The organism is Nocardia sp. NPDC057353 (genome assembly GCF_042667085.1).
Classification (GTDB): Bacteria; Actinomycetota; Actinomycetes; order Mycobacteriales; family Mycobacteriaceae; genus Nocardia.
This window is the reverse complement of the sequence record NZ_JBHVAK010000008.1, coordinates 85,255-102,019: the sequence shown is the minus strand read 5'-3', so window position 1 is coordinate 102,019 and position 16,765 is coordinate 85,255. Positions and strand designations below refer to the sequence as shown.

Below are 16,765 nucleotides of genomic sequence, written 5' to 3'. Positions count from 1 at the left end.
GGGAGCGCGCGCCGTGCTCCGAACCGGGTCAGCGCGGCTGCACCGCGACCAGGTGGGTGATCTCCTCCGCGCCGGTGGCGAAGCGCCGCACCTCCTGCTCGCGCAGCCGGTCCTGCGCGGTGAGCCGCACCTGGTGCTGGTGCATGTGCTCGGCCCACGACCGCACCACGAACGCCTCCACGTAGCGGTCCAGCACCCCGACGTCGCGGTAGAGCCGCCACTCCATGGCGCCGGTGCGCTGCCGGGAGCGGCCGACGAAGGCCATGGCGGCGAGGAAGTTCTCGCGCTCGGCGGGGTCGACGTCGTAGCTGGACAGCACCAGGACCGGGCCGTCCTCGGGGTCCGGCTCGACCACCAGCTGCGGCTCCGGCCAGAAGGCGGCCGGGGTGAGGTCGAGCGCCTCCGGATCGTGCCTGATGGGCAGCCACAGCGTGCTGAGGGCGCAGAGCCCGAGCAGCGCCGCCACCGCGACCAGGGTGGCGACCACGCCGACGGCGCCCGCCACCAGGCCCCACACCAGCGAGCCGACGGCCTGCCCGCCCATGAACACCAGCATGTAGACGGCGAGCCCGCGGGCCCGCACCCAGGCGGGCAGCAGCAGCTGCATGGTGGCGTTCAGCGTGGACATGGCGAGCAGCCAGGCCAGGCCGCCGAAGACCAGCAGCACCAGCACCGGCCAGAGCACCGGCAGCAGCGCCGTGCCGAGCGTGGCGGCGCCGAAGAGCACGGCGGCGACCGCCAGCCGGGCGGTGGGGTCGAGCCACCGGCGCAGCCTGCCGAGCCCGATCGCGCCTGCGACCGCGCCGAGGCCGAGCGCGCCGAGCATGAGGCCGTAGCCGGAGGAGGAGAGGCCGAGCTGGTCGGCCGCCACCACCGGGAGCAGCGCCCAGAGCGCGCTGGCCGGGGCCACGAAGAGCAGCGAGCGCATCAGCACCCGGCGGATGGCCGGGGCGGCGCGGATGAAGCGGGTGCCCGCCTGCAGCGCGGCCAGTGGGCGCTCGCTGGGCAGCTGCCGGTCGGTGCGCGGGCGGCGCCAGAGAAAGAGCACCGCGACGATGCCGACGAACGAGGCGGCGTTCAGCGCGAACACCAGGGTCGGGCCGGAGGCGGCGACCAGCACGCCCGCCACCGCGGGGCCGACCGCGCGGCCGATGTTCACGCTCATGCTGCCCAGCGCGGCGGCGGACGGGATCTGCGCGCGCGGCACCAGCTCCGGCTGAATGGCCTGCCAGGCCGGGGCGGTCATGGCCTGGCCGCAGCCCAGCAGGAAGAGCAGGGTGAGCAGGACGCCCGGGCTGGTGTGCCCGGTCGCGGTGGCGACGGTCAGCACCGCGGCCAGCAGCGCCATCGCCGACTGCGCGGCCAGCAGCAGGTTGCGGCGGTCCAGCAGGTCGGCAAGGACGCCGGAGGGGATGGAGAGCAGCATCACCGGCAGCGTGATCGCGGTCTGCACCAGCGAGACCAGGGTCGCCGCGTTCGGCTCGGCGACCAGCAGCCACTGGGCGCCGACCGTCTGCATCCAGGTCCCCAGATTCGACACCAGCTGCGCGATCCACAGCGCCCGGTACAGCGGTGAGCGCAATGGCGCCCAGGTGGACACCGGAGCGGTAGCGTCAGCAGTAGTCACAGTGTTGAATTGTCGCGCCTTCGGCGCGACGGGGTTCGCGCCCCCTGTGGCTCGCAGTCCGGCGGCCGCGACTCGCGCCTCCGGCGCATGCGCTGCGGCCACCGGACAGCGAGCCGGGCGCGAACCCGCGGTGGTGCGGAAACGTCGATCGATCATCCCCATGCGAGAATCACCCGCATGCCGGCCAACTTGCTGCGTTTCGGCGCGGTTGTGCTGTTCGCCCTGTGCTCGGCCGTCGCCTGTGCCGACGACGGCGGCTCCGACTCCCCCGCCCCCGGTGACACACCGATGGGCCGCACCTTCCTGTCCACGACCGTCGACGGCGCCCCCATTCCCGGCGGCGGCCCGCTGACGCTGCGCTTCGCCGACGGCCGGGTCTCGGCGAATGCAGGCTGCAACACCACCACGGGTCCGGTGAGCTTCGACGGCGGCGTACTGCGGGTGGGCGAGCTGGCGAGCACGCTCATGGGCTGCCCCGGCGAGCGCGCCGACGCCGACCAGTGGGTCGCGACGCTGCTGAACGCCACCCCGACCTGGCAGCTAGTTGACGGCACCCTGACCCTGCGCGCGGAGAACCAGACCGTCGAGCTGCTGGACAAGAAGATCGCGCAGCCGGACAGACCGGTCGAGGGCACCACGTGGACGGTGACCGAGCTGCTCACCCCGGAGTCCAGGATCCGCTCCGAGGCGATCGACGAGGCCGCCCCGACCCTGCTGATCGCCGAGGACGGCGCGGTCACCGGCTCGGCGGGCTGCAACCAGCTCACCGGCACCGCCGAGGTGGCCGACGGCTCGGCCACCTTCCGGGTGGCGACCACCCGCATGCTCTGCCCGCCCGCGGTGATGGAGATCGAGCAGTCGGTGCTGCGCGCCCTGGACGGCCGCGCCACCCTCACCGTCGACGCCGACCTGCTCACGCTGCGCAACGACAACGGCAGCGGGCTCACCCTGCGCGCGGGCTGAAAACGCGGAACGGCCCGGTCCGCCGAGCGAACCGGGCCGTGGTGCTTCCGCTCAGGGCAGCGGACCGCCCGCGGCGATCGCCGAGAGCTGGGCGAACTCGTCGCCCTTGAGCGACGCCCCGCCGACCAGCGCGCCGTCGACGTCGGGCTGGGCCACCAGCTCGCCGACGTTCTTGGCGTTCACCGAGCCGCCGTACAGGATGCGCACCTGCCCGGCGACCTCCGGCGAGGCCAGGGTGGTGAGCTCGGCGCGGATGGCGCCGCACACCTCCTGCGCGTCGGCCGGGGTGGCGACCTTGCCGGTGCCGATGGCCCACACCGGCTCGTAGGCGATCACCACCTTCGCGATCTCCTCGGCGGTCAGCCCCTTCAGCGAGCCCCGCAGCTGCTCCAGGTTGTACTCGACGTGGGTCTGCGCTTCGCGCACGCCGAGCCCCTCGCCGATGCACACGATCGGGGTGATCCCGTGCTTCAGCGCCTGCTTGGCCTTGGCGAGCACGGTGGCGTCGTCCTCGCTGTGGTACTGCCGCCGCTCCGAGTGCCCGACCACCGCCCAGGTGCAGCCCAGCTTGGCGAGCATCGCCCCGCTGATCTCCCCGGTGTAGGCGCCCGCGTCGTGCGTCGACACGTCCTGGGCGCCGTAGGTGAGCAGCAGCTTGTCGCCCTCGACCAGGTTCTGCACGCTGCGGATGTCGGTGAACGGCGGGACGACCGCCACGTCCACCCGGTCGAAGTACTTCTCCGGCAGGGCGAAGGCGATCTTCTGCACCAGGGTGATGGCCTCGAGGTGGTTGAGGTTCATCTTCCAGTTGCCCGCGATCAGCGGTTTGCGCGCCATCTCACGCCCCCTCGTCCAGCACGGCGATCCCGGGGAGCTCGTTGCCCTCCAGGTACTCCAGCGAGGCCCCGCCACCGGTGGAGATGTGCGAGAAGCCGTCCTCGGGCAGCCCGAGCGCGCGCACCGCCGCGGCCGAGTCGCCACCGCCGACGACGGTGAAGGCGCCCTTGCCGGTGGCGGTGCTGATCGCCTCGGCGACGCCGCGGGTGCCCGCCGCGAACGCCTCGAACTCGAAGACGCCCATCGGGCCGTTCCAGAAGACGGTCCGCGCCTCGGTGAGCAGCGCGGCGAAGCGCCGCGCCGACTCGGGGCCGATGTCGAGGCCGCTCCAGCCGTCCGGGATCTGCTCCGCCGGAACGACCTTCGTCTCGGCGTCGGCCGCGAAGCGGTCCGCCACCACGATGTCGCGCGGCAGGTGGATCACGTCGGCGTACCGGTCGAGCAGCTCCTTGCAGGTCTCGATCATCTCCTGCTGCAGCAGCGAGGAGCCGACCGGGAAACCCTGCGCGGCGAGGAAGGTGAAGCACATGCCGCCGCCGATGACCAGGGTGTCCACCTTGGGGGCGAGCGCCTCGATCACGGCCAGCTTGTCCGAGACCTTGGAGCCGCCGAGCACCACCGCGTACGGGCGGTCGGCGCCGTCCGCGGAGTCCTCGCCGGTGAGCCTGCGCAGCACCTCGACCTCGGCGGCCACCAGGGTGCCCGCGTAGTGCGGCAGCAGCTTCGCCACGTCGTAGACCGAGGCCTGCTCGCGGTGCACGACCCCGAAGCCGTCGGAGACGAACGCGCCGTCCTCGCCGACCAGCTCCACCAGCGCGGCGGCCAGCCTGCCGCGCTCGGCGGCGTCCTTGCTGGTCTCCCGCTTGTCGAAGCGGATGTTCTCCAGCAGCAGCACGTCGCCGTCGGTGAGCCCCTCGGAGCGGGCCAGCGCGTCCTGGCCGACCACGTCGCCGGCGAGCTGGACATTGCGGCCCAGCTCCTCGGCGAGCTTCGCGGCGACCGGCGCCAGCGAGAGCTTCGGGTCGGGCTCGCCCTTCGGCCTGCCGAGGTGCGCGGTGACGACCACCTTGGCGCCCGCCTCGACCAGCGCCTTCAGCGTCGGCACCGAGGCGGTGATCCGGCCGGGGTCGGTGATCTGCCCGTCGTCGCCGAGCGGGACGTTGAGGTCGGAGCGCACCAGCACGCCCCTGCCCTCGACGCCGTCGGCCAGGAGGTCCTGCAGTGTCCTGACAGCCATGCGGGTCAGAGCGACTTGCCGACGAGGCCGATGAGGTCGGCGAGGCGGTTGGAGTAGCCCCACTCGTTGTCGTACCAGGAGACGACCTTGACCTGGTCGTCGATCGCCTTGGTGAGCGGCGCGTCGAAGATCGACGAGTGCGGGTCGGTGACGATGTCGCTGGAGACGATCGGGTCGGTGTTGTACTTCAGGATGCCCTTCAGCCTGCCCTCCGCGGCCTCCTTCAGCGCGGCGTTGACCTCGTCCACCGAGGCGGGCTTGGCCAGCTGCGCGGTCAGGTCGGTGACCGAGCCGGTCGGGACCGGGACGCGCAGCGCGTAGCCGTCCAGCTTGCCCTGCAGCTCGGGCAGCACCAGGCCGATGGCCTTGGCGGCGCCGGTGCCGGTGGGCACGATGTTCAGCGCGGCGGCGCGGGCACGGCGCAGGTCGGCGTGCGGGGCGTCCTGCAGGTTCTGGTCCTGGGTGTAGGCGTGGATGGTGGTCATCAGCCCCTTGACGATGCCGAACTCGTCGTGCAGCACCTTGGCCAGCGGGCCGAGGCAGTTGGTGGTGCAGGAGGCGTTCGAGATGATGTTCTGGCTGCCGTCGTACTTGTCGTCGTTGACGCCGAGCACGATGGTGATGTCCTCGCCCTTGGCCGGCGCGGAGATGATGACCTTCTTGGCGCCGGCGGCCAGGTGGCCCTTGGCCTTGGTGGCGTCGGTGAAGATGCCGGTGGACTCGACGACGACGTCGACGCCGAGGTCGCCCCACGGCAGCGCCGCCGGGCCCTCCTTGATCGCGAGCGCCTTGATCCGCTGGTCACCGACGACGATGTCCTCGCCGTCGACCGACACGTCCTTCGGCAGCCTGCCGAGGATCGAGTCGTACTTCAGCAGCGTGGCCAGGGTCGCGTTGTCGGTGAGGTCGTTGACCGCGACGATCTCGATGTCGGTGGTGCCCAGCGCCTTCTGCGCCTCCACCGCACGGAAGAAGTTACGTCCGATACGACCGAAGCCGTTGATGCCTACCCGGACAGTCACGTTATCGCTCCTCAGCTTTCAGGCGGATACTCCGATGCCCTACTCACCCTAGTAGCAGGCCGTGACCTCACCGACATGCACCTGCCGCCGGTCAGGCGTCGTCCAGCAGTTCGGCGGTCACCGCCGACTCGGTGTCCGGGATGCCCAGCTCCTTGGCCCTGCGGTCCGCCATGGAGAGCAGCCGCCGGATCCGGCCCGCCACCGCGTCCTTGGTCATCGGCGGCTCGGCGAGCTGGCCGAGCTCCTCCAGCGAGGCCTGCCGGTGCTGCACCCGCAGCCTGCCCGCGGCGGCGAGGTGGTCCGGCACCTCGTCGGCGAGGATCTCCAGCGCCCGCTCCACCCTGGCCGCCGCGGCCACCGCGGCGCGCGCCGAGCGGCGCAGGTTGGCGTCGTCGAAGTTGGCCAGCCGGTTGGCGGTCGCCCGCACCTCGCGCCGCATCCGGCGCTCCTCCCAGGTGAGCCTGGTGTCCTGCGCGCCCATCCTGGTGAGCAGCGCGCCGATCGCCTCGCCGTCGCGCACCACCACCCGGTCGGTGCCGCGCACCTCGCGCGCCTTGGCCGCGATCCCGAGCCGCCGCGCCGCGCCGACCAGCGCCAGCGCCGCCTCCGGCCCGGGGCAGCTGACCTCGAGCGCCGACGAGCGCCCCGGCTCGGTGAGCGAGCCGTGCGCCAGGAAGGCGCCGCGCCACGCCGCCTCCGCGTCGCCGACGCTGCCGCCGACCACCTGCGCGGGCAGCCCGCGCACCGGCCTGCCGCGCACGTCGAGCAGCCCGGTCTGCCTGGCCAGCGCCTCGCCCTCCTTGGAGACCCGGACCACGTAGCGGCTGGTCTTGCGCAGCCCGCCCGCGCCGAGCACGTGCACGTCGGAGCCGTAGCCGTAGAGCTCGAAGATCTCCCGGCGCAGCCTGCGCGCGATCGACCCCATGTCGACCTCGGCCTCGACGATCACCCGGCCGCCGACGATGTGCAGCCCGCCCGCGAACCGGAGCAGCGCCGAGAGCTCCGCCTTCCTGGCGCTCACCTGCGCCACGCTGAGCCGGCTCAGCTCGTCCTTCACCTCGGCTGTCATCGCCACGAGACGCGCTCCTTTCCACCCAACCCGGACCGCACATCCGCGCCCGTGTGCCGTCCATCGACTCGAAGCTCTGCCAATTGCGGCCGAGGATTCCGGATCAGCTGATCCAGTGCGGCGGCGAGCTTTCCGGGGTGATGCCGGTCGGTCCCCGCCTCGGCGACATCGGAGAAGGTTACCCGGGCGCGCAACTGCCCCGCGGCCCTGGCCAGGTGTTCGCGCTCGCGCCCCTCCGGAACCGAGCCGGAGTCGACGAGGATGTCGTCCACCCCGAATCCCGGTGCGTGCTGCGACAATACGTGCAGGTGCCGCTCGGCGGAGAAGCCCGCCGTCTCGCCCGGCTCGGCGGCCAGGTTGAGCACGAGCACCTTCCGCGCCCTGGTCCGCGTCAGCGCGTCGTGCAGCTGCGGGACCAGCACGTGCGGGATGACGCTGGTGAACCAGGAGCCGGGGCCGAGCACCACCACGTCGGCATGCTCGATCGCGTCGACGGCGGCGGGCGCCGCGGGCGGGTCGGAGGGGATCAGCCGCACCCGGCGCACCGTGCCGGGGGTGGTGGCGACCGCCACCTGGCCGCGGATGCAGCGGCTCACCCGCGGGTCGGCCTCCAGCCCGGAGACGTCGGCCTCGATGTCGAGCGCGATCGGCGACATGGGCAGCACCCGGCCGACGACGCCGAGCAGCCGGGCCACCTCGTCCAGCGCGGCCACCGGGTCGCCGAGCACCTCGGTGAGCCCGGCCAGGATCAGGTTGCCGACCGAGTGCCCGGCCAGCGCGCCGGTGCCGCCGAAGCGGTGCTGCACCGCCCTGGTGAGCGTGCCGTCCGCGTCGGCGGCCAGCGCGGCCAGCGCCATCCGCAGGTCACCGGGGGGCAGCATGCCGAGCTCGGCGCGCAGCCTGCCGGACGAGCCGCCGTCGTCGGCGACGGTGACCACCGCGGTCACCCGGTCGGTCAGCCTGCGCACCGCGGAGAGCGTGGCGAACAGGCCGTGCCCGCCGCCGAGCGCCGCGACCGCGAGCTCGGCCGCGCCGTCGCCGCCCGCCGTCACTCGCGCCCCAGATCCCGGTGCACGATCCGCACCGTGTCGACGGCGCCGGACTCCTCGGCGCTGCCCGCGAGCGCGGCCAGCGCCTCCGCGATCGCCACGCTGCGGTGCCTGCCGCCGGTACAGCCGACTGCCACCGTCATGTATCGCTTCCCCTCCTGGCGGTAGCCGTTCGCGGTCAGGTTCACCAGGTGGTGACAGGTGCGCAGGTAGTCGTCGGCGCCGGGGCGCCCGAGCACGTAGTCGCTCACCATCCGCTCCTGGCCGGTGTGCTCGCGCAGCTCCGGGATCCAGTGCGGGTTCGGCAGAAAGCGCACGTCGAGCACCATGTCGGCGTCGAGCGGGACCCCGTGCTTGAAGCCGAAGGACTGCACGGTGAGCTGCAGCGCCGCGGCGGTGCCGCCGCCGTAGGCCTCCTCCAGCTTCCGGTGCAGCTGGTGGATGGAGAGCTCGGTGGTGTCGATCACCAGGTCGGCGGCGGCGCGCACGCCTGCCAGCCGGACCCGCTCGGCGGCGATGCCCGCCGAGAGCGTGCCGTCGACGCTCTCGCTCTGCAGCGGGTGCCTGCGCCTGGCGAAGCCGAACCGGCGGATCAGCACGTCGTCCGAGGCCTCCAGGAAGAGCACGCCGGTGGGCACGCCGAGCGCGTGCAGCGGCTCGGTGACGACGCCGAGGTCACCGGTGAAGAACCGGCTGCGCACATCCATCACCAGCGCGAGCTTGCGGATCGGCGGCTCGGCCGAGGCACCGAGCTCGACCATCCGGCCGATCAGCTCGGGCGGCAGGTTGTCGGTGACGTACCAGCCCAGGTCCTCCAGGACCTTCGCGGCGGTGCCGCGGCCCGCGCCGGAGAGCCCGGTCACGACCACGACCTCGACCTGCGGACGGGAGCCGCCGGAGCCGCGCTCCGGCGCCGGGTTCTCGGCATTGGGGTTGTCGACGCGTGTCATGTCCTACCGGTTCGTGTCCGTCCCGACCTCCGCGAGGTCGGGTTCGCTTGGCCTCTCCGATCCGCCCGGGCCGATTCCGGCCAGGGACACAGGGACAACGTACGCGAAAGCGGGCACGCATTCCCGGCACGGCGCAGCGCCGTCACCGCGCGTCCTGCTCGTTGAGCACCGCGAGCACCGCCTTCGCGGTGGCGACGCCGATGCCGGGCACCTCGGTGATCTGCTCCACCGTTGCCTCCCTGAGCTTGGCCACCGAGCCGAAGTGGGTGACCAGCGCGGTGCGCCTGGCGTCGCCGAGGCCGCGCACCGAGTCCAGCGCCGAGGCCGTCATCCGCCGGGAGCGCTTGCTCCGGTGGAAGGTGATGGCGAAGCGGTGCGCCTCGTCGCGCACCCGCTGCAGCAGGTACAGCGCCTCGCTGTTGCGCGGCAGGATCACCGGGTCCGGCTCGCCCGGCACCCAGACCTCCTCCAGCCGCTTGGCCAGCCCGATCACCGCGACGTCGGTGATGCCCATGTCGTCGAGGACCTCGGCGGCGGCCGCCACCTGCGGGGCGCCGCCGTCGACGACGTACAGGTTGGGCGGGTAGGCGAAGCGGCGCGGCCTGCCGGTGTTCGGGTCGATCCCCGGCCGCGAGGTCGGCGTCTCGTCGGCGGGCAGGCCGTTCCGGTCGAAGGCCGCCGCGCCGGGGTCGGCGTCCGGCGCGTCGGCGTCCGGCACCGGCTCGCCGTCGAACTCGCGCGCCTCCTCCCGGTCCCTGCGGAGCCGGTGGAAGCGGCGGCGGGTGACCTCGGCGATACTGCCGACGTCGTCGGAGCGCCCCTCCCCCGCCGCCTCCTTGATGGCGAAGTGCCGGTACTCGGACTTGCGCGCCAGCCCGTCCTCGAACACCACCAGCGAGGCGACCACGTCGGTGCCCTGCACGTGGCTGATGTCGACGCACTCGATGCGCAGCGGCGCGGAGTCCAGCTCCAGCGCGTCCTGGATGTCCTGCAGCGCCGCCGAGCGGGAGGTCAGGTCACCGGCGCGCTTGAGCTTGTGCTGGGCCAGCGCCTCGGCGGCGTTCCGCTGCACCGTCTCGGCCAGCGCCTTCTTGTCGCCGCGCTGCGGCACCCTGACCCGCACCGCGGCGCCGCGCAGCTTCCCGAGCCACTCCTGCACCTCCTCGACGTCGGTGGGCAGCTCGGGGACGAGCACCTCGCGCGGCACCGCCGAGCCGGACTGCTCGCCCGGCTCCTGCCCGGCGACGGCGGCCTCCTCGCCGTAGAACTGCGTGAGGAACTGCTCGACCAGGGCGGCCAGCTCGCCGCCCGCGCCCGCGGCGACGTCCACCGCGTCGCCGGACTTGTCCACCACCCAGCCGCGCTGCCCGCGCACCCGGCCGTCGCGCACGTGGAAGATCTGCACCGCGACCTCGAGTTCGTCGGTGGCGAAGGCGATCACGTCCGCGTCGGTGCCGGAGCCGAGCACCACCGCCTGCTTCTCCATGGCCCGGCGCAGCGCCCGCACGTCGTCGCGGAGCCGCGCGGCCAGCTCGAAGTCCAGGTCGTCGGAGGCGTCGTGCATGCGGCGCTCCAGCTGCTTGACCATCTTGTCGGTGCGGCCCGCCAGGAAGTCGCAGAAGTCGTCGACGATGTCGCGGTGCTGCCCCGCCGTGACCCGGCCGACGCACGGCGCCGAGCACTTGTCGATGTAGCCGAGCAGGCACGGGCGGCCGATCTGGCTGTGCCGCTTGAATACCCCGTTCGAGCAGGTGCGCGCCGGGAAGACCCGGAGCAGCAGGTCGAGCGTCTCCCGGATGGCCCAGGCGTGCGCGTACGGGCCGAAGTAGCGGACGCCCCTGCGCCGCGCGCCGCGGTAGACGAAGAGCCGCGGGAACTCCTCGTTCAGCGTGACCGCGAGCACCGGGTAGGACTTGTCGTCCCGGTACCTGACATTGAAGCGCGGGTCGAACTCCTTGATCCAGTTGTACTCCAGCTGCAGCGCCTCCACCTCGGTGGAGACGACGGTCCACTCCACGCTCGCGGCGGTGGTGACCATCTGCCTGGTGCGCGGGTGCAGCGAGGCGATGTCGGCGAAGTACGAGTTCAGCCGGGAGCGCAGGCTCTTGGCCTTGCCGACGTAGACCACCCGGCGGTGCGCGTCACGGAATTTGTAGACGCCGGGTTCCACCGGGATGGTGCCCGGCGCGGGCCGGTACGTCGCGGGATCTGCCACCGGACCAGCCTATCGACGGCGTCCGACAGGGAGCGCCGCGCGGGCGCCGAGCGCGGCGCGGTCACGCCCTCAGCGCGGTGCGGTGATGCCGTGCGCGGCCAGCGCGGCGAGCAGCGCCGCGGGCCGCTCGACGGTGGGCACCGGCTCGACCTCGGCGAAGGCGCAGCCCAGCGCGGTGGCGCCGCCGTCGGCGGCGGCGCTGTCGCCGATCATGAGGGTGCGCTCGGGCGCCGCGCCGAGCGCTGCCAGCGCGGCCTCGAAGATGCCCGCCGCCGGCTTCACCGCGCCGACCTCGTAGGAGAGCGTGAAGGCGCGCACCAGCCGGTCCCAGCCCCGCGTGGCGAAGGCCGGGCGCAGGTCGAAGGCGATATTGCTGACCACCGCGACTGGGATGTCGCGCGCGGCGAGCAGTTCCAGGGCGGCGCCGGTGTCCGGGTACGGCTCCCACTCGGCCGGGTCGATCAGCCGCTCGTAGAGCCGGGTGGCCTGCTCGGTGTCGGGCACGCCGCTGGCGAGCAGCACCTTCAGGTACGCCTCGCGGTGCAGCGCCGGGTCCAGGTCGCGGTGCGCCCAGGCGTGCTTCCCCGCCTCGTCCAGGTCGACGGTGCGGCCCACCGGCGCCGTCATCCTGCGCATGATCTCCGCCGTCTCGTGCACGTCGAACCGCGCGCCGTCCGGGCGCACCAGATCCGCGTACCAGGACTCGTCCTCCTCCAGCCGGAACAGCGTGCCGGAGAAGTCGATCATCACCGCCTCGATCGCCACCCGGCCAGGCTACCGAGGCGGGGCCGCCGCGGCTCTCCGGCCCGGCGTCGCCCCTCCCGCCCGTGGGCGGATCCCCGCCGGAACACCCGCCGCGGCGTTAGAGTCTTGCGGATGAGGCGCGAGTGGGGAACCTGGTCCGGCGCCGCGGCGGCGCTGCTGCTGACGGCGGGGCTGGTCGCCGGGTGCTCGTCCGGGGAGGACGCCGCGGGCGGCACCTGCGTGGCGGCTGCGAACGGCACACCGGTGACGGCGGCCGGGCCGACCGGCGGCGGCGACATCGCGACCAACCCGGAGATCGCGAGCGGCTACCGCTCGGACATGTCGATGGTGCGGACCGCGACCTACGCCGTCTCCACCGCCAACCCGGTCGCGACCGAGGCCGCCTGTGCCGTGCTGCGCGACGGCGGCACCGCGGCGGACGCCCTGGTCGCGGCGCAGGCGGTGCTCGGCCTGGTGGAGCCGCAGGCCTCCGGGATCGGCGGCGGCGCGTTCCTGCTCTATTACGACAGGGCGAGCAACACCCTGCGCGCCTACGACGGCCGGGAGACGGCGCCCGCCGCGGCGACCGAGAACTACCTGCGCTGGGTCAGCGACACCGAGCGCACCGAGCCCGCGCCGGACGCCAGGGCCAGCGGCCGCTCGATCGGCGTGCCCGGTGTGCTGCGCATGCTGGACCAGGTGCACGGCGCGCACGGCAGCACCGGCTGGCGCGAGCTCTTCGACCCGGCGATCGCGCTGGCCGACAGCGGTTTCCCGATCAGCGCCCGGCTGGCCGGGCAGATCGCCGAGTCGGCGCCGCAGCTGGCGCGGGACGAGAATGCCCGCGGCTACTTCCTGCAGCCGGACGGCGCGCCCAAGCCGGAGGGGACGGTCCTCACCAACCCCGCCTACAGCAAGACGCTGAGCAGCATCGCCACCGACGGCGCCGACGCCTTCTACACCGGCCCGCTGGCGCGGAACCTGGTCGACGCGGCGCGCGCGGGCTCCGGCGGCCGCACCCCGAGCCTGATCAGCACCGAGGACCTGGCGAACTACCGGGCGCTCGAGCGCGACCCGCTCTGCACCGACTACCGCGGCAACCGGATCTGCGGGATGCCCGCGCCCTCCTCCGGCGGCATCGCGGTCGCCGCCACGCTCGGCATCCTGGCCAATTTCGACCTCGCGGCGCTCGGGCCGGAGAACGTCGACGCCAACGGCGGCAGGCCGCGTGCCGAGGCGGTGCACCTGATCGCGGAGGCCGAGCGGCTCGCCTACGCCGACCGCAACAAGTACGTGGCCGACACCGACTTCGTTCCGCTGCCGGGCAATTCGGCGCAGACGCTGCTGAACCCGGAGTACCTGGAGCAGCGGGCCGGGCTGATCGACCAGGGCCGCAGCATGGGCACCGCGCAGCCCGGCGACTTCGGCCCGGTCCCGGCGGGCATCGGGCCGCAGCCGCGCGAGCACGGCACCAGCCACATCTCGGTGGTGGACCGGGACGGCAACGCCGCCGCCATGACCACGACGGTGGAGTCGGCCTTCGGCTCGTTCCACATGGTCGACGGGTATCTGCTGAACAACCAGCTCACCGACTTCTCCGCCGACCCGCTCGGCACCGACGGCGTGCCGGTGGCGAACCGGCTGGAGCCGGGCAAGCGGCCGCGCAGCTCCATGAGCCCGACCCTGGTGTTCGAGCCGGGCACCGGCGCCGCGCTCGGCGACCTGCGGCTGGTCACCGGCTCGCCCGGCGGCTCGGTGATCATCCAGTTCGTGGTGAAGACCCTGGTCGGGCTGCTGGACTGGGGGCTCGACCCGCAGCAGGCGATCTCCGCGGTCTCGTTCGGGGCCGGCAACACCCCGAGCACCGGGGTCGGCGGCGAGCACCCGGCGATCGACGCCGCCGACGACGGCAACCGCGACCCGCTGGTGCGCAGGCTGCGCGAGCTCGGGCACCAGGTGTCGGTGGCGCCGCAGACCAGCGGGCTCAGCGCGATCACGGTGGACGGCGACGGCCTCGCGGGCGGCGCCGACCCGCGCCGCGAGGGCGTGGTCCTCGGCGACCCCCGCTGATCAGGCGGCGTACTTCGCGCCGAGTTCGCGGATCCGGTCGAGTGCGGCGACGGCGTGCTGCCGGTCGTTGGCGCGCACCGCGAGCATGGGGGCGTACTCGTCGAGCGCGAGCTCCAGCCGGGCCCAGGCCTTGCGGTCCGGGAAGGAGACGCCGCGCACCTGGTCCCAGCCGAAGAGCCGGTCGCCCAGGATGTTCCGCACCGCGACCCCGCTCGGCCCGACCCGCACCCGGGGCCGGGTGAAGAGCAGCGCGGTGAGCGCGGCGAGCACGCCGATGGCGTACATGGCGAGCTGGTCGCCGAGCCGCAGGTTCACCCCGGTGTAGTCGCTGCGCATGCCGAACCCGGCCGTCACGAACGCGACCAGCAGCACCACCGCGATGATCCTGGCGTTGCGCACCGCCTTGCGCGGCCGCACCTCGAAGTCCCACTCCGGCCCCGGCACCGCCGCGGCCCTGCGGCGGATGCGCACCACCGGCACGGCTACGCCGACCCGCGCAGGGTACGCAGGGTGAGCGCGGCGTCCAGCGCGGCGGCCGCCGCCTGCTCGCCCTTGTTCTCCGCGGAGCCGGGCAGCCCGGCCCGGTCCAGCGCCTGCTCCTCGGTGTTCGTGGTGAGCACGCCGTTGGCCACCGGGGTGCCCGCGTCCAGCGAGACCCGGGTGAGCCCGGCGGTCACCGCGTCGCAGACGTACTCGAAGTGCGGGGTGCCGCCGCGGATGACGACGCCGAGCGCGACCACCGCGTCGTGCGTGCGCGCCAGCTCCTGCGCGACCACCGGCAGCTCCATCGCGCCCGCGCAGCGGACCACGGTCACCTGCCGCACCCCGGCCTCCTTCGCCACCCGCTCGGCATTCGCCACCAGGGTGTCGCAGATGGTCGTGTGCCAGCGCGAGGCCACGATGCCGAGCCTGAGGTCGGCGGAGTCGGCCAGCTCGAAGCTCGGAACGCCGGTGCCACTCATGTTCGGGTGTCCTTTCCTACTGCGCGGTCTCGCCGAGATCCAGGTCGTCCAGCCCGACCAGGTCGTGGCCCATGCGGTCGCGCTTGGTGCGCAGGTACCGCAGGTTCTCGGCGTTCGGCCGCACCGGCATCGGCACCCGCTCGCTCACGGTCAGGCCGTAGCCGTCCAGCCCGACCCGCTTGGCCGGGTTGTTGGTGAGCAGCCGCATCGAGCGGACCCCGAGGTCGACCAGGATCTGCGCGCCGATGCCGTAGTCGCGCGCGTCCGCGGGCAGCCCCAGCTCGATATTGGCGTCCACCGTGTCGCGGCCGGAGTCCTGCAGCTGGTAGGCCTGCAGCTTGTGCATCAGCCCGATGCCGCGGCCCTCGTGGCCGCGCATGTAGAGCACGACGCCGCGGCCCTCGGCGGCGACGATCTCCAGCGCGGCGTCCAGCTGCGGGCCGCAGTCGCAGCGCAGCGAGCCGAAGACGTCGCCGGTGAGGCACTCCGAGTGCACCCGGACCAGCACGTCGTTGCCGTCGCCGACCTCGCCGCGGACCAGCGCGACATGCTCGACCTCGTCGTAGATGCTCTGGTAGCCGACGGCCTGGAACGGGCCGTGCGCGGTCGGGATGCGGGCCTCGGCGACCCGGACGACCTGCTGCTCGTGGCGGCGCCGCCAGGCGATCATCTCGGCGATGGAGATCAGCGCGAGGTCGTGGTCGTCGGCGAAGACCCGCAGCTCCTCGGTGCGGGCCATGTGGCCCTCGTCCTTCTGGCTGACGATCTCGCAGATCACGCCGGCGGGGCGCAGCCCGGCCATCCTGGCCAGGTCGACCGCGGCCTCGGTGTGCCCGGGGCGGCGCAGCACGCCGCCCTCCTTGGCGCGCAGCGGGACCACGTGGCCGGGCCTGGTCAGGTCGTCGGCCTTGGCGTTCGGGTCGGCGAGCAGCCGGATGGTGGTGGCGCGGTCGGCGCCGGAGATGCCGGTGGTGATGCCCTCGCGCGCGTCCACCGAGACGGTGTACGCGGTGCCGTGCTTGTCCTGGTTCATCGCGTACATCGGCGGCAGCCCGAGTCGGTCGCAGTCCTCGCCGGTGAGCGGGACGCAGATGTAGCCGGAGGTGTAGCGGATCATGAACGCGACCAGTTCGGGCGTCGCCTTCTCCGCGGCGAAGATGAGGTCGCCCTCGTTCTCGCGATCCTCGTCGTCGACCACGACGACGGCCTTGCCCGCCGCCATGTCGGCGACGGCGCGCTCGATAGTGTCGAACCTGGTCACGTCTTTGCGCTCCATCGTGTTCGCCCCTGGGGGCTCGTTGCCTCACCACAGTACGGCCTGCGCGGGGAGGCGCTCCGCGCCGCCCGCTCAGCCGCGCTGCTGCAGCCGCTCCACGTACTTGGCGATGACGTCGACCTCGAGGTTCACCGTGGTGCCCGCGGGCGCGGAGCCGAGCGTGGTGAGCGCGAGCGTGGTCGGGATGAGCGAGACCTCGAACCAGTCGCCGTCGGCGGCCGAGCCGCCCAGCCCGGAGACGGTGAGCGAGGTGCCGTCCACGGTGATCGACCCCTTCTCGACCACGTACTTGGCGATCTCGGCGGGCAGCGAGACCCGCACGACCTCCCAGTTCTCCGACGGGGTGCGGGAGAGCACGGTGCCGGTGCCGTCCACGTGGCCCTGCACCAGGTGCCCGCCGAGCCTGCTGTTCAGCGCGGCCGCGCGCTCCAGGTTCACCCGGGAGCCGATGTCCAGCGCGCCGATGCTGGAGCGGTTCAGCGTCTCGGCCATCACGTCGACGGTGAAGGAGTCGCCGACCACCACGTCGTCGACGACGGTCAGGCAGACGCCGTTCACCGCGATCGAATCGCCGTGCGCGGCGTCCGAGGTCACCAGCTTGCCGCGGATCGTCAGCCGCGCCGCGTCGCTGAGCCGCTCGACCGCGACGATCTCGCCGAGCTCCTCCACGATCCCTGTGAACATGCGCTCCCCTTACTCCGGATTCATCCGGTGCGAACATCCCGCACCGGGTCGGGCATTCCC

Annotated in this window: 15 protein-coding genes; 2 read left to right on the top strand and 13 right to left on the bottom strand. The window is 73.2% G+C overall.

Annotation, left to right across the window (positions count from 1 at the left end):
* Positions 1 to 28: 28 nt before the first annotated feature.
* On the bottom strand, positions 29 to 1,627 hold the full coding sequence (locus tag ACFUUZ_RS06195; protein ID WP_378693069.1) for an MFS transporter: 1,599 nt from the start codon (positions 1,625 to 1,627) through the stop codon (positions 29 to 31).
* 177 nt (positions 1,628 to 1,804) lie between these two features.
* Between ACFUUZ_RS06195 and ACFUUZ_RS06190 the strand changes: the two genes are divergently transcribed.
* On the top strand, positions 1,805 to 2,590 hold the full coding sequence (locus ACFUUZ_RS06190) for an META domain-containing protein (protein ID WP_378693067.1): 786 nt from the start codon (positions 1,805 to 1,807) through the stop codon (positions 2,588 to 2,590).
* Positions 2,591 to 2,641: 51 nt separating this feature from the next.
* Here the strand turns inward: ACFUUZ_RS06190 and tpiA are convergent, their stop codons facing one another.
* From tpiA to ACFUUZ_RS06150, 8 genes are all read right to left on the bottom strand, one after another.
* Positions 2,642 to 3,427 carry a triose-phosphate isomerase gene (gene tpiA, locus ACFUUZ_RS06185; protein WP_378693066.1) on the bottom strand — a complete coding sequence of 262 codons (786 nt, stop codon included), beginning with the start codon at positions 3,425 to 3,427 and terminating at the stop codon, positions 2,642 to 2,644.
* Between the two features lies 1 nt (position 3,428).
* Positions 3,429 to 4,664, bottom strand: coding sequence for a phosphoglycerate kinase (locus tag ACFUUZ_RS06180; protein WP_378693064.1), 1,236 nt, complete (start codon positions 4,662 to 4,664; stop codon positions 3,429 to 3,431).
* 5 nt (positions 4,665 to 4,669) lie between these two features.
* On the bottom strand, positions 4,670 to 5,686 hold the full coding sequence (gene gap / locus ACFUUZ_RS06175) for a type I glyceraldehyde-3-phosphate dehydrogenase (RefSeq protein WP_378693062.1): 1,017 nt from the start codon (positions 5,684 to 5,686) through the stop codon (positions 4,670 to 4,672).
* A gap of 91 nt (positions 5,687 to 5,777) precedes the next feature.
* Positions 5,778 to 6,761: a DNA-binding protein WhiA gene (gene whiA, locus ACFUUZ_RS06170; protein WP_378693060.1), complete on the bottom strand. Its 984-nt coding sequence runs from the start codon at positions 6,759 to 6,761 to the stop codon at positions 5,778 to 5,780.
* On the bottom strand, positions 6,752 to 7,807 hold the full coding sequence (yvcK, locus tag ACFUUZ_RS06165) for a uridine diphosphate-N-acetylglucosamine-binding protein YvcK (RefSeq protein WP_378693058.1): 1,056 nt from the start codon (positions 7,805 to 7,807) through the stop codon (positions 6,752 to 6,754). Before yvcK ends, whiA begins: the two co-directional genes overlap by 10 nt.
* Positions 7,804 to 8,754, bottom strand: coding sequence for an RNase adapter RapZ (gene rapZ, locus ACFUUZ_RS06160; RefSeq protein WP_378693056.1), 951 nt, complete (start codon positions 8,752 to 8,754; stop codon positions 7,804 to 7,806). Before rapZ ends, yvcK begins: the two co-directional genes overlap by 4 nt.
* Before the next feature lie 142 nt (positions 8,755 to 8,896).
* On the bottom strand, positions 8,897 to 10,969 hold the full coding sequence (gene uvrC / locus ACFUUZ_RS06155; RefSeq protein ID WP_378693054.1) for an excinuclease ABC subunit UvrC: 2,073 nt from the start codon (positions 10,967 to 10,969) through the stop codon (positions 8,897 to 8,899).
* A gap of 69 nt (positions 10,970 to 11,038) precedes the next feature.
* Positions 11,039 to 11,716, bottom strand: a complete 678-nt coding sequence (locus ACFUUZ_RS06150) for an HAD family hydrolase (RefSeq protein ID WP_378693145.1) — start codon at positions 11,714 to 11,716, stop codon at positions 11,039 to 11,041.
* A gap of 129 nt (positions 11,717 to 11,845) precedes the next feature.
* Between ACFUUZ_RS06150 and ggt the strand changes: the two genes are divergently transcribed.
* The gene (ggt, locus tag ACFUUZ_RS06145; protein WP_378693052.1) at positions 11,846 to 13,783 is read left to right on the top strand and encodes a gamma-glutamyltransferase; all 1,938 of its coding nucleotides are present in this window, start codon (positions 11,846 to 11,848) and stop codon (positions 13,781 to 13,783) included.
* Here the strand turns inward: ggt and ACFUUZ_RS06140 are convergent, their stop codons facing one another.
* The 4 genes from ACFUUZ_RS06140 to ACFUUZ_RS06125 all read right to left on the bottom strand — a co-directional run bounded on the left by ACFUUZ_RS06140 (position 13,784) and on the right by ACFUUZ_RS06125 (position 16,705).
* Positions 13,784 to 14,263: a PH domain-containing protein gene (locus ACFUUZ_RS06140; protein ID WP_378693050.1), complete on the bottom strand. Its 480-nt coding sequence runs from the start codon at positions 14,261 to 14,263 to the stop codon at positions 13,784 to 13,786.
* A gap of 2 nt (positions 14,264 to 14,265) precedes the next feature.
* Positions 14,266 to 14,745: a 6,7-dimethyl-8-ribityllumazine synthase gene (gene ribH / locus ACFUUZ_RS06135; protein ID WP_378693048.1), complete on the bottom strand. Its 480-nt coding sequence runs from the start codon at positions 14,743 to 14,745 to the stop codon at positions 14,266 to 14,268.
* Positions 14,746 to 14,761: 16 nt separating this feature from the next.
* Entirely contained in the window at positions 14,762 to 16,006 is a 1,245-nt protein-coding gene (locus ACFUUZ_RS06130) for a bifunctional 3,4-dihydroxy-2-butanone-4-phosphate synthase/GTP cyclohydrolase II (protein WP_378693046.1), read from the bottom strand.
* Positions 16,007 to 16,093: 87 nt separating this feature from the next.
* Positions 16,094 to 16,705, bottom strand: coding sequence for a riboflavin synthase (locus tag ACFUUZ_RS06125; protein ID WP_378693044.1), 612 nt, complete (start codon positions 16,703 to 16,705; stop codon positions 16,094 to 16,096).
* Positions 16,706 to 16,765: the final 60 nt, after the last annotated feature.

Excerpts from the sequence above, each read along its gene's own strand:
- ACFUUZ_RS06190 (WP_378693067.1), top strand. The coding sequence starts at position 1,805 with ATGCCGGCCAACTTGCTGCGTTTCGGCGCGGTTGTGCTGTTCGCCCTG.
- tpiA (WP_378693066.1), bottom strand. The coding sequence starts at position 3,427 with ATGGCGCGCAAACCGCTGATCGCGGGCAACTGGAAGATGAACCTCAAC.
- ACFUUZ_RS06180 (WP_378693064.1), bottom strand. The coding sequence starts at position 4,664 with ATGGCTGTCAGGACACTGCAGGACCTCCTGGCCGACGGCGTCGAGGGC.
- rapZ (WP_378693056.1), bottom strand. The coding sequence starts at position 8,754 with ATGACACGCGTCGACAACCCCAATGCCGAGAACCCGGCGCCGGAGCGC.
- ACFUUZ_RS06150 (WP_378693145.1), bottom strand. The coding sequence starts at position 11,716 with ATGATCGACTTCTCCGGCACGCTGTTCCGGCTGGAGGAGGACGAGTCC.
- ggt (WP_378693052.1), top strand. The coding sequence starts at position 11,846 with ATGAGGCGCGAGTGGGGAACCTGGTCCGGCGCCGCGGCGGCGCTGCTG.
- ribH (WP_378693048.1), bottom strand. The coding sequence starts at position 14,745 with ATGAGTGGCACCGGCGTTCCGAGCTTCGAGCTGGCCGACTCCGCCGAC.
- ACFUUZ_RS06125 (WP_378693044.1), bottom strand. The coding sequence starts at position 16,705 with ATGTTCACAGGGATCGTGGAGGAGCTCGGCGAGATCGTCGCGGTCGAG.